This window comes from Pseudomonas sp. H9 (assembly GCF_004353925.1).
Lineage (GTDB): Bacteria > Pseudomonadota > Gammaproteobacteria > Pseudomonadales > Pseudomonadaceae > Aquipseudomonas.
On sequence record NZ_SMOK01000010.1, the window covers coordinates 1 to 14,396 of the forward strand.

Annotated in this window: 12 protein-coding genes; 4 read left to right on the forward strand and 8 right to left on the reverse strand. The window is 61.3% G+C overall.

The features are described from left to right. Positions 1 to 227 precede the first annotated feature (227 nt). The gene (locus E1573_RS07260; protein WP_133212081.1) at positions 228 to 1,295 is read left to right on the forward strand and encodes a phosphotransferase family protein; all 1,068 of its coding nucleotides are present in this window, start codon (positions 228 to 230) and stop codon (positions 1,293 to 1,295) included. A gap of 22 nt (positions 1,296 to 1,317) precedes the next feature. Continuing rightward, positions 1,318 to 2,085, forward strand: a complete 768-nt coding sequence (locus E1573_RS07265) for an SDR family oxidoreductase (RefSeq protein ID WP_133212083.1) — start codon at positions 1,318 to 1,320, stop codon at positions 2,083 to 2,085. A gap of 13 nt (positions 2,086 to 2,098) precedes the next feature. On the opposite strand, the gene E1573_RS07270 is transcribed toward E1573_RS07265, so the two are convergent. Then, on the reverse strand, positions 2,099 to 2,698 hold the full coding sequence (locus E1573_RS07270) for a thioredoxin family protein (RefSeq protein ID WP_133212085.1): 600 nt from the start codon (positions 2,696 to 2,698) through the stop codon (positions 2,099 to 2,101). A 24-nt stretch (positions 2,699 to 2,722) separates the two neighbouring features. Beyond that, entirely contained in the window at positions 2,723 to 2,941 is a 219-nt protein-coding gene (locus E1573_RS07275; RefSeq protein WP_256659496.1) for a DUF2790 domain-containing protein, read from the reverse strand. 272 nt (positions 2,942 to 3,213) lie between these two features. Here E1573_RS07275 and E1573_RS07280 point away from each other — a divergent pair, with 272 nt between their 5' ends. Both E1573_RS07280 and E1573_RS07285 read left to right on the forward strand, forming a co-directional pair. Continuing rightward, positions 3,214 to 3,951, forward strand: coding sequence for a response regulator (locus E1573_RS07280; protein WP_133212089.1), 738 nt, complete (start codon positions 3,214 to 3,216; stop codon positions 3,949 to 3,951). Positions 3,952 to 3,959: 8 nt separating this feature from the next. Beyond that, a complete protein-coding gene (locus E1573_RS07285) occupies positions 3,960 to 5,285 on the forward strand; it encodes a HAMP domain-containing sensor histidine kinase (protein WP_133212405.1) in 1,326 nt (441 codons plus the stop codon). Positions 5,286 to 5,463: 178 nt separating this feature from the next. Here E1573_RS07285 and E1573_RS07290 read toward each other — a convergent pair whose 3' ends face one another. From E1573_RS07290 to E1573_RS07315, 6 genes are all read right to left on the reverse strand, one after another. Continuing rightward, positions 5,464 to 6,159 carry a TraX family protein gene (locus E1573_RS07290; RefSeq protein WP_133212091.1) on the reverse strand — a complete coding sequence of 232 codons (696 nt, stop codon included), beginning with the start codon at positions 6,157 to 6,159 and terminating at the stop codon, positions 5,464 to 5,466. Next, a complete protein-coding gene (locus E1573_RS07295; protein WP_133212093.1) occupies positions 6,156 to 8,705 on the reverse strand; it encodes a fused MFS/spermidine synthase in 2,550 nt (849 codons plus the stop codon). Before E1573_RS07295 ends, E1573_RS07290 begins: the two co-directional genes overlap by 4 nt. A gap of 85 nt (positions 8,706 to 8,790) precedes the next feature. Beyond that, on the reverse strand, positions 8,791 to 10,359 hold the full coding sequence (locus E1573_RS07300) for an arylsulfatase (RefSeq protein WP_133212095.1): 1,569 nt from the start codon (positions 10,357 to 10,359) through the stop codon (positions 8,791 to 8,793). Between the two features lie 99 nt (positions 10,360 to 10,458). Further along, the gene (locus E1573_RS07305) at positions 10,459 to 11,460 is read right to left on the reverse strand and encodes an HAD family phosphatase (protein WP_133212097.1); all 1,002 of its coding nucleotides are present in this window, start codon (positions 11,458 to 11,460) and stop codon (positions 10,459 to 10,461) included. Positions 11,461 to 11,502: 42 nt separating this feature from the next. Next, a complete protein-coding gene (locus tag E1573_RS07310; protein ID WP_133212099.1) occupies positions 11,503 to 12,807 on the reverse strand; it encodes a BatD family protein in 1,305 nt (434 codons plus the stop codon). Beyond that, entirely contained in the window at positions 12,804 to 14,396 is a 1,593-nt protein-coding gene (locus E1573_RS07315) for a VWA domain-containing protein (protein WP_133212101.1), read from the reverse strand. Before E1573_RS07315 ends, E1573_RS07310 begins: the two co-directional genes overlap by 4 nt.

The window sequence follows — 14,396 nt, forward strand, 5'->3', positions numbered from 1 at the left end:
CTTGCGGTGGGAGCGGGCTTGCCCCGCGATGCTATATAGCTCACATACCGCAATCGCGGGGCAAGCCCGCTCCCACCGCAAGCCCGCTCCCACCGAGAACCTGCCCCTATCAGGGCTGTTGATCAACCTGCAACACGACCGCCAATAAGGCTGTACTGGACTTGTCCGGGCCCGCTACGAGAATTAGATTAGCCAATAATCTTTACCTTTGATCATAAGGGAACAGTATGACGCTCACAGACCAGTCCACCCAGGTCCGCCCCGGCGAAGAACTCGATGGCGCTGTCATCGACCCTTATCTGAAAGCGCACATTGCGGGCCTCAGTGGTACGCCAACGATCAGTCAGTTCCCGGGCGGCGCCTCCAACCTGACCTATCTGGTGCAGTACCCCGAGCGTGAGTTTGTCCTGCGCCGCCCGCCGTTTGGTCACAAGGCCAAATCGGCCCATGACATGGGGCGCGAGTTTCGCATTCTCAACCAACTCAACAACGGTTTCCCGTACTGCCCCAAGGCCTACGTGCACTGCACTGACGAGACCCTGATCGGCGGTGAGTTCTACGTGATGGACCGGGTCAAGGGCATCATCCTGCGCTCCGAACTGCCACCTGAACTAGGCCTGGACGCCCAGCGTACCGAGGCACTGTGCAAGAGCTTCATTGACCGTCTGGTTGAACTGCACCAGGTGGACTACAACGCCTGCGGCCTGGGTGACCTGGGCAAACCGGAAGGCTACGTAGCGCGCCAGATCGAGGGCTGGAGCAGCCGCTATGAAAAGGCCCTGACCCCGGACGCCCCGCGCTGGGAAAAGGTCATTGCCTGGTTGCGTGAAAAAATGCCCGCCGACCATCCCAAGCCGGCCATCGTGCACAATGACTACCGCTTCGACAACGTCATTCTCGACGCCGAGAACCCCATGCGCATCATCGGTGTGCTCGACTGGGAAATGACCACCATTGGCGACCCGTTGATGGACCTGGGCAACACCCTGGCCTACTGGATCGAAGCGTCAGACCCGGCACCGATGCAGTTGATGCGCCGCCAGCCCAGCAACGCCCCGGGCATGCTCTCCCGTCAGCAGTTCGTCGACTATTACGCCGAGCGCGCCGGGATCACCCTCGACAACTTCGATTTCTACTACACCTATGGCCTGTTCCGCCTGGCCGGCATTGTCCAGCAAATCTACTACCGCTTCTTCCATGGCCAGACCCAGGACAAACGTTTTGCCCAGTTCATTCACATGAACACGCTGCTTGAGCACATGAGCCTGCAGGTCATCGCCAAGTCCAGCCTCTGACGACTACAACAAGGAAAACACCATGTCCAAGACCCAACTGTTCGACCTCGATGGCAAGATCGCCTTTGTTTCCGGAGCAAGCCGTGGCATCGGCGAAGCGATTGCCCACCTGCTGGCCCAGCAAGGCGCCCATGTGATCGTCTCAAGCCGCAAGCTCGACGGTTGCCAGCAGGTTGCCGATGCGATTGTCGCCGCGGGTGGCAATGCCACCGCCATTGCCTGCCATATCGGCGAAATGGAACAGATTGCTGCGGTGTTTGCTGCCATACGTGAACAGTTTGGACGCCTGGACATTCTGGTCAACAACGCTGCCACCAACCCGCAGTTCTGCAACGTATTGGACACCGACCTGAGCGCCTTCCAGAAAACCGTCGATGTGAACATCCGTGGCTACTTCTTCATGTCGGTCGAAGCCGGCAAGCTGATGCGCGAAAACGGCGGCGGCAGCATCATCAACGTAGCCTCGATCAACGGCGTATCGCCTGGTGTGTTTCAGGGCATCTACTCGGTCACCAAAGCAGCGGTGATCAACATGACCAAAGTGTTTGCCAAGGAATGCGCGCCCTTTGGTATCCGTTGCAACGCCCTGCTGCCTGGCCTGACCGATACCAAGTTCGCCTCGGCGCTGGTCAAGAACGACGCGATCCTCAACACCGCGCTGCAACAGATCCCGCTCAAGCGCGTGGCCGATCCGAAAGAAATGGCCGGCGCGGTGCTGTACCTGGCCAGTGATGCCTCCAGCTACACCACCGGCGTGGCCCTGAATGTAGACGGCGGCTACCTCTCCTGAGTAGCGAACGGCATCAAGGAGCGAGCCCACGGCTTTCTGCCAGCAATTGTTGGATCACTTGCTCCTGGGTGTCGTAAGCGCCTTCACCGAAGTGCACATAGCGCACTTGGCCCCGGGCATCGACAAAGTAATGGGCTGGCCAGAACTGATTGCCGAAGGCATTCCAGATGGCATAGCGGTTGTCGATGGCCACCGGGTACTTGATGTCCAGTTTCGCGACCTGATCACGCACGTTCTCGACCTTGTTTTCATAGTCGTACTCGGGCGTGTGCACGCCGACCACCACCAAGCCCTGGTCGGCATAGCGCTTGGCCCAGGTGTTGACGTACGGCAGGCTGCGCCGGCAGTTGATGCAGTCGTAGGTCCAGAAGTCGACCAGTACCACCTTGCCTTTGAGCGCCTCACGGTCCAGCGGCGGCGAGTTGAGCCACTGTACGGCGCCGCTGAGTGCCGGCATCGGACCCAGGCTTTGCAGTGTATCCGGCCCGGCGAGCAAGCCACGGCCCAGGGCCAGGGCGGCTGCCGCGATGACCGTCGCTGTGGCGATACCGACGCCTCGGCGCTTGAGGTTCAGGCGGCGCAGCGCACCGCCCAGGGAAGTAAACACTGACATAAACGCTGTGCTCCTTGCGGGGAATTAACCGCCTTCGTGGCAGGCACCGGTGGCATAGGTCTGATACTGCACGCTACGTGGCTGGCCTTTGGAGTCCAGGTAATCCATCTTCGCTGTGACTACACCACAGGCATTGGCGCTGTTGTCCTGGATGGCCAACACTTTCTGTACATCCAGGCGCTGTCCGTAATGATAGGTCTGCGGCGTAACGCTGGTATCGGCCAGTGCACTGAAGGCGGCCATCCCGAAGGTGGCGAGCACGCCGATGCGGGTCAGGGTCTTGAAGGTCATGTCCAGTCTCCCAGGTGAAGTGATCACCCTTTGCCAGGAAGGAAGGGCCCTCCCCGTTGAGCCCTATTTGATGCGCGCAAGGTATCGCTGATGTGTCGGATTCAGGCGGTATTGCCTCTTCAGGTATCAACCGCCACAGCAGATACACTGCAATACAAACCCCGGCAGGCAAGCGCTACCGGGCTCTGTACACTTCGCGGCAAGTGCTGGAACAGGAACCGGGTATGGATCATGTCGATCATGTGCTGATCGTTGACGACGATCGGGAAATCAGAGAACTGGTGGGCAACTACCTGAAGAAGAACGGGCTGCGCACCTCGATTGCTGCGGACGGTCGGCAGATGCGCGCCTTTCTCGAAGCCGACGTGGTCGATCTGATCGTGCTGGACATCATGATGCCCGGCGATGATGGCCTGCTGCTGTGCCGCGAGCTGCGTGCCGGGAAACACAAGGCCATACCGGTGCTGATGCTCACCGCCCGCAACGATGAGACCGACCGCATCGTCGGCCTGGAGATGGGTGCCGACGACTACCTGACCAAACCCTTTTCAGCCCGCGAACTCCTGGCGCGTATCAATGCCGTGCTACGCCGCACGCGCATGCTGCCACCCAACTTGAACCTCAGTGAAAGCAGCCGGCTGCTCGCCTTTGGCCAATGGCGGCTGGACACCAGTGCACGGCACTTGCTTGATGCCGAAGGCACTCTGGTTGCCCTCAGTGGCGCCGAGTATCGCTTGCTGCGTGTGTTCCTCGATCATCCTCAGCGGGTGCTGAGCCGCGAACAATTGCTCAACCTCACTCAGGGCCGCGAAGCAGATATTTTCGACCGTTCCATCGACCTGCTGGTCAGCCGGTTGCGCCAGCGTTTACAGGACGACGCCCGCGAACCGGCCTGTATCAAGACCGTGCGCAGTGAAGGCTATGTGTTTTCACTCCCGGTACAACGGCTCGAATCGTCATGAGCGGGCAACTGCGTTGGCCGCGCACGCTGGCTTCACGCCTGGCGCTGATCTTCTTCACCGGGCTGGTGTTGGCCTATGGCTTGTCATTCGGTTTTCAGTTCTACGAGCGTTATGTCAGTTCACGCTCAATGATGCTGAACAACATGGAACAGGATATCTCCACGGCTGTGGCTATCCTCGAACGTTTGCCGGCCGCCGAACGTCAGGCCTGGCTACCTCGCCTGGAACGGCGCACCTATCGCTTTCGACTCGACCAGGGGCTGGCGGTCGGGCAGGCACTGTCATTGAAAGACGCGCCAATGGCGGCGCAATCCATCGACAAAGCTATCGGCCCGCACTACCCACTGACCTTCCAGAGCCTGCCGGGTGCTGACCCGCACTTTCAAGTGCGCTTGCACCTGAACGATGGCAACCCCTTGACCATTGATGTCACACCGACCCCCATCCCCCTGTCGAGTTGGCTTCCGGCGGTCCTGCTGATTCAACTGGCAGTGTTGTTGCTGTGTACCTGGCTGGCAGTGAAAACCGCCATTGGTCCGCTGACGCGCCTGGCACAAGCGGTCGATCACCTTGACCCCAATGCTCCGGGGCCGCTGCTGGATGAAACCGGCCCGCGCGAAGTACGCTACGCAGCGGTTGCCTTCAACGCCCTGCAGAGCCGGATTGCCGCCTACCTCAAAGAACGCATGCAACTGTTGGCGGCCATCTCCCATGACCTGCAAACCCCGATCACGCGGATGAAACTACGTGTCGAGGTGATGGACCCCCATCACGAACGAGACAAGCTCTGGAGCGACCTGGAAGCCATGGAGCACCTGGTGCGCGAAGGCGTGGCCTATGCGCGCAGCATTGATGGCAGCACCGAAGCCAGTTGCCGGGTCAACCTTGACGCCTTTCTCGACAGCCTGGTGCTGGACTACCAGGACAGCGGCCAACACGTCGTGCTTGAAGCCGCCACCGGCGCGTTGATCGAGACCCGACCGCATGCCTTGCGCCGGGTGTTGGTCAACCTGATCGACAATGCCCTCAAGTTTGCCGACGCGGCGCAGGTGCAAGCTGAATCAACTGCCGGTCGCAGTACGGTGATCCGGGTGCTGGACAACGGCCCCGGCATTCCCGCTGAGGAGCTCAGCGAAGTGCTCAAGCCGTTCTACCGCGTTGAAGGGTCACGTAACCGAACCACTGGCGGCACCGGCCTGGGGCTGGCCATCGCCCATCAACTGACCCAAGCGATTGGTGGCAGGTTGAGCCTCGCCAACCGCGAAGGGGGTGGCTTGTGCGCACAGATCGAACTGCCCCAAAGCGCAGTAGGAACGGGCTTGCCCCGCGATTGAGGTTTGTCAGCCACAACGCATCGCGGGGCAAGCCCGCTCCCACTGGGCAGCTGGCTTGTGCGCGCAGATCGAACTGCCCCAATGCGCAGTAGGAGCGGGCTTGCCCCGCGATAGCGGTCTTTCAGTCGCATCACATCGCGGGGCAAGCCCGCTCCTACAGCAAGCCTCCACTGGGCAATCAGTGAACCAGCCCGTTGATCAGCAGCAGGTGCACAGGGTAGAAGCCGTACCCCCAACGGCCCACTGGCCAGACATGCTTGAGCCGCAATCCACGCAATAACCAAAGCCCCAATGGCGCGGACAGCAACGCCACACTCAAGGCCATCAAGGTGATCGGTTCTGTCGGGTGTTCGCGCAGCCATTGGTTGGAGAGGTTAGCCGCCACCGCGATAAACCCCGGCACCAGCCAAGTGCCGCGACCACCGCGCAACGCCAACACAAACGCCGCCGGTAACACCCCCCCCAACCAGCCGTACATCAGCACATCACTGGCCAGCAGCGCGACCAGCAACACCACCACTGCTGCCCGCTGGTGATGGTGAACACCCCAGGCCAGCAGTAAGCCGAGGGTCAGCGTCGGCATGATGTTGAAGGTGCCGGTGCCAACATCCAACGCATGATAGGGCCACTCGGAAAGCAGCGAAAAGGCCAGCATCCAACCCAGGTAGCGCCCGTTGCTGGCGGTGTACAGCTGCCCCGGTGTCGAGCGTACGACATTGGCGGCGATGCCCAGGCAGAACAGTGGAAAGGCCAGTCGACCAATGACGAACAACCACTCGGCGCTCGGCCAGATGAAACGCAAGTGGTCAACGACCATGCTGAGCATGGCCAGCCATTTGACCAGGTCCAACCCTGCCGAGCGCCGGGCGCTCATTGGCCGCCTTGAGGTTGCCCGCCACCGATGAACCAACGGAAATACGGGTTGCGACCCTCTGTCTGCATCAGTTCCCGCACCTCGCGCGCCCACGCCTGGCGGTTGCCGTTGTAGGCCAGCAGCGTTAACCCGTAAAAGCGCTTGAGTATGTGCCACTGATCGGCAACAGCGGCCTGTAAGGCGGGGTCGGCATTGATCAGGGGCGGTGCGCTTCTGAGCGCCAGCAACTCGGGCAGCACCCGGGTGATCTCAGCGGCACGCACCCAAGGTGCGTACTCGATGCGTGGATGGTCGTCCGTCACCGCCTCGGCACTGCCGGCAAAACGTTCAAGGCCTTGTCGGTCAGTCACCCAGGTGGCAAGCAAGGCGCTGACCGAGTCTACCCCCACGTCTGCCAGCGCGCGGTTCACTTCAGGCTGCGCGAAGCGCTGGCTGATGCGTGCAGCGTCCAGCTCCAGCGGCGCTTGCGAGCCTATCAAGAGCATCTCGTGAAACTCGGTGGTCCACAGCGAGGCATAGGGGAACACATTCAAAAAGCTGCGCACCAGCGAACGGCTGTCATCGATGTTCTGGGTCGGCAACGGTAGCCATTGGGCGACCATCCCCCCCAGCTCCAGGCGCGAGGCAGCCAGTTGATAGAAATCCTGCGAGTACAGGTTCACCACACCGGCGGCTGACGGCGGCGGCGGCTCCAGGGTAATCACGTCGTAACGCTCGGGACTGCGCAACAGCTCACGGCGCCCATCACGCAAGCGAATGTCCAGACGCGGATCGTTGACCGCATTGAAGTTACCCTTGAACAGCGGCGCGGCGGCCAGCACCTGCGGCAGCAGTTCGGCCACCACCGGGCGCTCCAGGCCGGGATAGCGCAGCATCGCCCCGGCGGTAATGCCGGTGCCAAAACCGATGACCATGGCCGAGCGCGGTGCCTGAGGGTGGATCAACAGCGGTAACAAAGCTTGCAGGCGCATGTAGCGCAACGATGGCATGGCATCGCCGGTATTGGAAACACCTTGGATATATAGACGATTGAAGGTGCTGTTCTGCCGTTGCAGGGAAACTACCGCCACGGTGCCGCCGCGGCCTTCCTCATAGAAGGTGATGCGGCCGTTGCGTGCCCCTGGCAGCAATTCGGCCAAACGCTGCGGTGGCGTCAAGGTGCCGATGACCAGGGTCGCCAGGGTCACGCCGAAAATCGCCAGGCGCATCCGCTTGTGCACCTGATTACCCCGCCAGGCAGCAACACAACCCACGGCAGCGGCAAGCAGAGCCAGCACCACCAAGGTGCGTACCAGGCCGATACCCGGCACCAGCACAAACCCGGTCAGCATCACGCCTGCAATGCCCCCCAGGGTGTTGAGCGCGAATACCGAACCAACGTCGCGGCCCACTTGCTGGCTGTCCACACTCAAGCGCAGGGCAAGCGGAAACGCAGCGCCTAGCAACGTGGTGGGCAGCAACACCACACTCAGGGCCGCAACGACGAAACGCGCGCACATCCCGGCGAGATCATTGCCGGTCAGTTGCAACACCCAGGCTTCGAGCTGGGTTTGCGCGATGATCAACCAGCGCCCCAACCCGGCGATCTGCACCAGCGCGAGTAATCCGGCCAGGGCAATCAGCAGGCCGAACAACCCCCACGGGTCACGAATCCGGTCGGCACGCCGGGCATACACGGCACTGCCCACGACCAAGCCAACCAGGTAGGTTGCCAGCACCACCGAGAAGGCAAAGGTACGGGTGCTCATGAACTGCACGATCGACTGCGTCCACACCACTTCATAGCCCAGCGCTACACCGCCTGCCACACAGTACAAGGCGATAGCCAGGCGCGCAGGCGCTGAGCGCGGGCTTGCGCCCAATACGGGTGTCACCGGGATCTGCGCATCGCGCCGACGGGCATACCAGGCACCCAGCGCCGCGACCAGATTGAGTGCGGCGGCCACCAGCGCACTGCCCGTCACACCCAGTTGCGGCAGCAGCACGAAGGCCGCGAGCAAGGTGCCCAGTATGGCGCCGGTGGTATTGGCGGCATACAGCCGCCCACCGGCCTCGGCCAGTTGGCCTTGCGCGGGGGTTAGCGCACGCACCAGCACCGGTAGCGTGCCGCCCATCAGGAAAGCGGGCACACCCACCAGCAAAAACGGCAACACCCAGGCCAGCAAGCCAACACTGTTTTCCAGGCGGGCAAACGCCCCTGCTGAATGAGCCAACCCCACCGTGCTCAATACACCCAGCAAGGCCACGGCCAGTTCCAGGCAGGCATAGAGCCGCACCGGATGCTGCAGACGGTCGGCCCAACGACCGAAGACCAGGCCACCCAAGGCCAGGCCGGCGAAAAATGCGCTGATCCCGGCGGTGATGGCGTACACCTCCACCCCCACGACCAACGACAGTTGCTTGACCCACAGCACCTGGTACACCAGCGCTGCAGCCCCGGAAACACATAGCAGCAGGGCCGGCAGCCACAGAGACAGCGGCGTATGCCGCTCGGCCCGGTCCGGGGCGTTCGTGCGAAGGTGAGAGGCATTGACCGCTGAAGGCATCGCTTGACCTTATCGGAGCACGGCAAAGCTCCGAAATACCTGCGTTAAGAAAAGCGCCCGTCGAATGACGGGCGCCGGCATTGCCTTACTGCTTCTTCATTTTCTCTTCGATTTTCTTGTCTACGTCAGCACGGATCTGATCGATGCTGAAGCTGGCCGGGCGCTGGCTCGGCGGGTAATCGACAAAGGTCTGCAGGAACGCCGCAGCTTTACGCGTACCCTGGAAAATCAGGTAGTCGTTCTTGGCCAGGAAGTCGTAATACTGGTCCGACACCACGTCGGCACGCTCATACGGATCCATGCGCAGGTTGAACAGCTTAGGTACCCGCAGGCAAACGAAAGGTTCGCTCCACACCTGCATACCACCAGGCGCACGCTGTTCACAGAACACCAGTTTCCAGTCGCCAAAGCGCATGGACACCAAGTCACCGTCGTCACTGAAGTAGTAGAACTCGTCACGCGCACTCTTATCAGCCTTGCCGGTCAGGTAGTCCAGCTGGTTGTAACCGTCCAGGTGCACCTTGAAGTTCTTGCCGTCGAGGTCTGCGCCTTTGAGCAGGCGCTCTTTGATGTCGGTATCGCCCACTGCGGCCAACAGCGTCGGGAACCAGTCCAGGCCCGAGAACATCTGGGTCGAAACCGTGTCTGCCTTGATCTTGCCAGGCCAGCGCACGATTGCCGGTACGCGGAAAGCCCCCTCCCAGTTGGAGTTCTTCTCGTTACGGAACGGCGTGGTGGCCGCATCTGGCCAGGACCATTGGTTCGGACCGTTATCGGTGGTGTAGACGACAATGGTGTTGTCGGTGATTTTCAGATCATCCAGCTTCTTCAGCAGTTTGCCGACATCACCGTCATGCTCAAGCATGCCGTCGGCATACTCGTTGCCGATCATGCCGCTCTGCCCGCGCATGGCCTCGCGCACGTGGGTGTAGGCATGCATGCGGGTGGTGTTCATCCACACGAAAAATGGTTTGCTGGCCTTGACCTGCTTGTCCATGAAGTCCATCGCTGCCTGCGTGGTTTCATCGTCGATGGTTTCCATGCGTTTCTTGTTCAGGGCACCGGTGTCTTCGATCTTGCCGTCGGCGCTGGATTTGATCACACCGCGTGGCGAAGCTGCCTTGGTGAAGGCTTCGTCGTCTTTGGGCCAATACGGACGCTCCGGTTCCTCTTCGGCGTTCAAGTGGTAGAGGTTACCGAAGAATTCATCGAAGCCATGGTTGGTCGGCAGGTACTCATCGCGGTCGCCAAGGTGGTTCTTGCCGAACTGCCCGGTGGCGTACCCTTGCGCCTTGAGCGCCTGGGCAATGGTTACATCACGCGCCTGCAGGCCGACCGGAACCCCCGGCATGCCGACCTTGGACAGCCCGGTACGCAGCGCCGACTGCCCGGTGATGAAAGTCGAGCGCCCGGCTGTGCAACTGTTTTCGGCGTAGTAATCGGTGAACAACATCCCTTCTTTGGCGATCCGGTCAATGTTGGGGGTCTGATAGCCCACCACCCCCTTGCCGTAGGCGCTGATGTTGGTCTGCCCGATGTCATCACCGAAGATCACCAGAATGTTGGGTTTATCCGCAGCAAACGCGGTGCTCATACCCGTCGCCACACTCGCGGCGAGCGTCAGTGTTGTTAACCACCTCTTACTGAGTTTCATATGGCCTTGTCTCCGTCCGGCTTTACTGACAGGGGCCACGACTGCGCGCACAAAAGGTACCGGTTGGCTTATGGCCTCTGTGCGCCTGCGGTTTTTTATTTACTGGCTTTCGATGCTCTCGAAGGGATACACGCGTTTCCACTCACGGGCCATGTCAACCACGGTCCAGTCGTGCTGCTTGGCGGCAATCAGGGCCTTGTCCAAACGGCCGATCTTGCTGTCGTGGTCATAGGCCCACTCGCGCTTGCTGTCGGTATGGTGCACCAGGCCTGCAAAGCGCTTGCCGGGCCCGGCCATGGTCCACTGCAGCATTTGCAGGTCACCGTCGGAATTGCCGAAGGCCAGGATAGGCCGACGGCCAATGAGCGAATCGATGCTGACCGGTTTACCCGGGCCATCGTCGTTGTGCACCAGTTTGGGCAGACGCTGAATCGACAGTTGGCCGCCCTTGTCCTGGAAGCGTGCGTCGAGGGTGGTGCCAATCACCTGCTCAGGCGGTATGCCGTAGACCTCCTCAGCGAACGCCCGCATAAAGGCCACCTCGCCACCTGAAACAATGTAGGTTTTGAAGCCATTGGCGCGCAGGTACTCAAGTAATTCCAACATCGGCGCAAACACCATTTCGGTGTAGGGCTTCTTGGTTTTGGGATGCATGCTACTGGCAAGCCAGCGACGCGCTTGCGCAATGAATGCCTCGGTGCTGACACCGGAATGAGTCGCTGCGACGATCTTCAGCATGCCATCCATACCGCTGGCCGCCAGGGCTTTCTGGTCGCCCTCCAGCACAGCCTTGAACGGTTGCTGGGTTTTCCACTCGGGGTGTTGCGGAGCCAAACGTTTGACTTCGTCGAGGGAAAAAAGCAGCTCAAAATACATGGGCTGCTCGCTCCACAAGGTGCCGTCATTGTCGAACACCGCAATGCGTTCGGCGGGTGCGACGTAGTCTTTGCCGCCCTCCTGGGTGACGGCACCGACAAACGCTTCGATGGCCTGCCGCGAGGCGCCGTTGTACCACGACGGAAGTGGGTCGGCGGCCATTGCCAGCAGCGGCAGCAGCAACAGCAGGCTGTAGAGCCAGCGCAAACGCAGTAACTGAGGCATAGTGCGTCCTTGAAAAGTCACCTTGGGCCTGACCCATGAACGTCAGGGATTCAGCGGTTTCAATCCATGTGGCAATTGAGCATCTGTACAGTTCGTTAACTGCTGACGCGATTTCGTCAGTGTTTCGAGCAGGTCTGCTGGTGTTTCATCACGTGAGCCGCCTGGGCCGAAGCGAATTTTCAGCAAGTCTAGTGAACGTTTAGCATTTGGGTCAGACAATTCTTCAGTAAATGCCGACAGCGTCCGCTTTCCACTGCTACGCCGCACCCATAAATACAGGGCGCTCAATTGCAATGGCCGCTCGTTCACCTGCTGGCGCAGCAACTGCCAGGCATAATCCGCCGAGGCCAGCCAAGCGTTGCGACGGCGTTGCCGCCAAGCGTGGTACCCGGTCAACGCGGCCCGCCCCCAAGGCCGGGCAAAATAGATCAGGCCGCCGCCCACCAACAGCAACACCCCCAGCAGCACCCCATGCCCGGACAACCGCACATGCGCCTGGCGGCCTAGCGCACGTAAGTCGTCGTTGAGGGAAAACGGTGCCTGATAGCTGCCCTTGGCGGCTTCAAAGCTCACAGCGTCCAGGGTCGCCGTTTGCAATTGCCCGCTACTGGCGTCCCACCAGGTGAAGGCAATAGGCGGCAGGCTGAGCTTGCCTTGCTGGCCGATCACATAGGTCACGCTGTCTTCGCGCTTGCCACCGGACACGCCGCCACGGCCATCGCTCAAGGCGTTGACGCTGGGGGTCTGCACATAGCGCTTCAAACCCGGCACCTGGGCAAATGTCGGCGGCGGGATCAGCATGGCCTGGGCGCCTTGCGCCTCGATCACTACTTGCCGGGTCACACTGTCGCCCACACGCAAGGGGTCGTGCGAGCGTTGCACCGACTGGCGGATGCTCAAGGCATTGGCCACAAGGTGCTGTTGCTTACCAGCGCCGGTTTGCGCTTTGGCGACAAAACTCAGCGGCTGGCTGTTGACCGTGACCAAACCATCGCCCTGCCCCGGCCGCACCTGAAAGGCCAGCGCCGGGATGCTGAAGGACTGCGCGGCCTGCGGCGTAATCTGGTAGGTGTAGCGCAAGCCGAAGAAGGCCTTGCCATCGTGCTGTTGGTTCAGGTGCTCGGCTTCGCCGCCTGGGGGCGTGACCAGGGCACCGGGCAATTCAAGCTTGGGCAGGATGGGAGCTGCGGTGAACCAGGTGTCGACCAGCAGGTCGACTTGCAGACTGAGCGTACCACCGACCATGACCTCGGCCTGCGGCACCAGGCGGCTTTGCACCCGCACCTCAGGCTCTGCGCTGGCAAGCAGCGGTACACACACCAGCAAGATCAACAGCAACCTCCTCATGGCTTGCTCTCCAACGGCTGGCGTGCCGCGTTCTGCAGCGTGAACTTGCGCTTGAGAAACTGCGCCGGTGAAGTCGTCAGGTTGTTCAACCATTGTTCATCAGAGGCCGCCTGCGCGGTGCTCACCTGCTTTTGCTGCCCTGCGCTGGGCGTCTGATCTTCCACCACTTTGTCGGCTTGCAAATCCGGTGTGCCGGCTTCTTGCTGGTCCTCGTAGTCCTTCAGCAGTGCCTGAGCCAAGGCCAGGTTGGCTTTGGCCTGGGGGAAGTCCGGTTGTTTGGCCAGTGCTTGTTGGTAGGCGCTGATGGCCTGGGGAAACTTGAACAAGTGCACATAGATATTGCCCAAGTAGAAATGGGCTGTTGCACGGTCAAGTCCGGCAAAGTTCGCCAGTGCTGCCGGGTAGTCGGCAGCGTTGTAGGCCGCCACCCCTTTCCAGTAGCGATCGCTGAAATGCTCGGCGGCCTGCGGAAACTGTCGGTGCTCAAAGGCCCAGCGGCCTTGTTGGTCAGGGGTCAGGAAGGCATCGGCCAGTGCCCCGGCGCGCGCGGGCTCAACCACTGCACCAACCATCAACAACGCCAGCACGCCTAGCCAGTTCACCCGCCAGCCGCGCCGCACACAGCAGAGGGCAACCAACGCCAACGGCCAGCACAGCCAATAGCCAGCGTCTTTCCAGTGCACCTGTTGTTGATCGCCCTGAACCGCTTGAAAATGCTGTTGCGCATGCAGGGTGACCCAGTCGAGGTCATCATCGTTGAGGGTCAGGCTGCCTAGCGGAGCGTTGGCCGCTTGTGCCAGTTGCTTCAGTGCCTGGGTGTCGAAGGTGGCTTGCACCGGCTGGCCATCTTCGGTAATGCGCGGGCGCCCCTTGGCATCGAGCACCACGCCGCTGTCCTGGCTGCCGACCGCCAGCACCAACACTTGCAGGTCACTACCCGTCAACAGCTTGGGGATATCCGGCAATTGCCCGGGCGCACCACCATCGGTGACCAACAACAGCGTGCCGGGCATCTTTTCGGCGTCCAGTAGCTTGCGCGCCTGTTCGATCACGCCGATGACATCTTTGCCCGACTGGCTGATCAGGTCGGTGCTCAGCGCCTGCAGGAAGGTATCGAGCAGTGCCGGGTCTTCGGTAGCCGGCAATACCAGGTGTGCCGTGCCGGCATAAGCGATCAATGCGGTGCGGGCCCCGGCACGGCGCTGGATCAAGTCATGCAGCATGTGCTTGGCAGCGAGCAGGCGCGAAGGTGGCACGTCGTTGGCGTCCATTGACGGCGACAGGTCGACGGCCAGTATCAGCGGCGCGCGGTTGTCGAGAAAATCCGGCGTGTCCTGTGTCCAGGTTGGGCCGGCGGCGGCCACGGCGCCCAGCCCCAGCAACACCGCCAGCAGGTGCACAGGCTGCACACGTGGCTGGTGCTCGGGGATGATCAGCAGCGCCTCCACCAGGTGTGGGGCAATCAGCCCCCGCAACTGGCGGCGCAGGTCGTGGCGACGCATCCAGCCCCAGGGCAGCACAATTGCCGGCACAATCAGCAACAGCCACAGCGGGCGCAAAAAGTGGAAGGCGCTAAGGTCGATATCCAT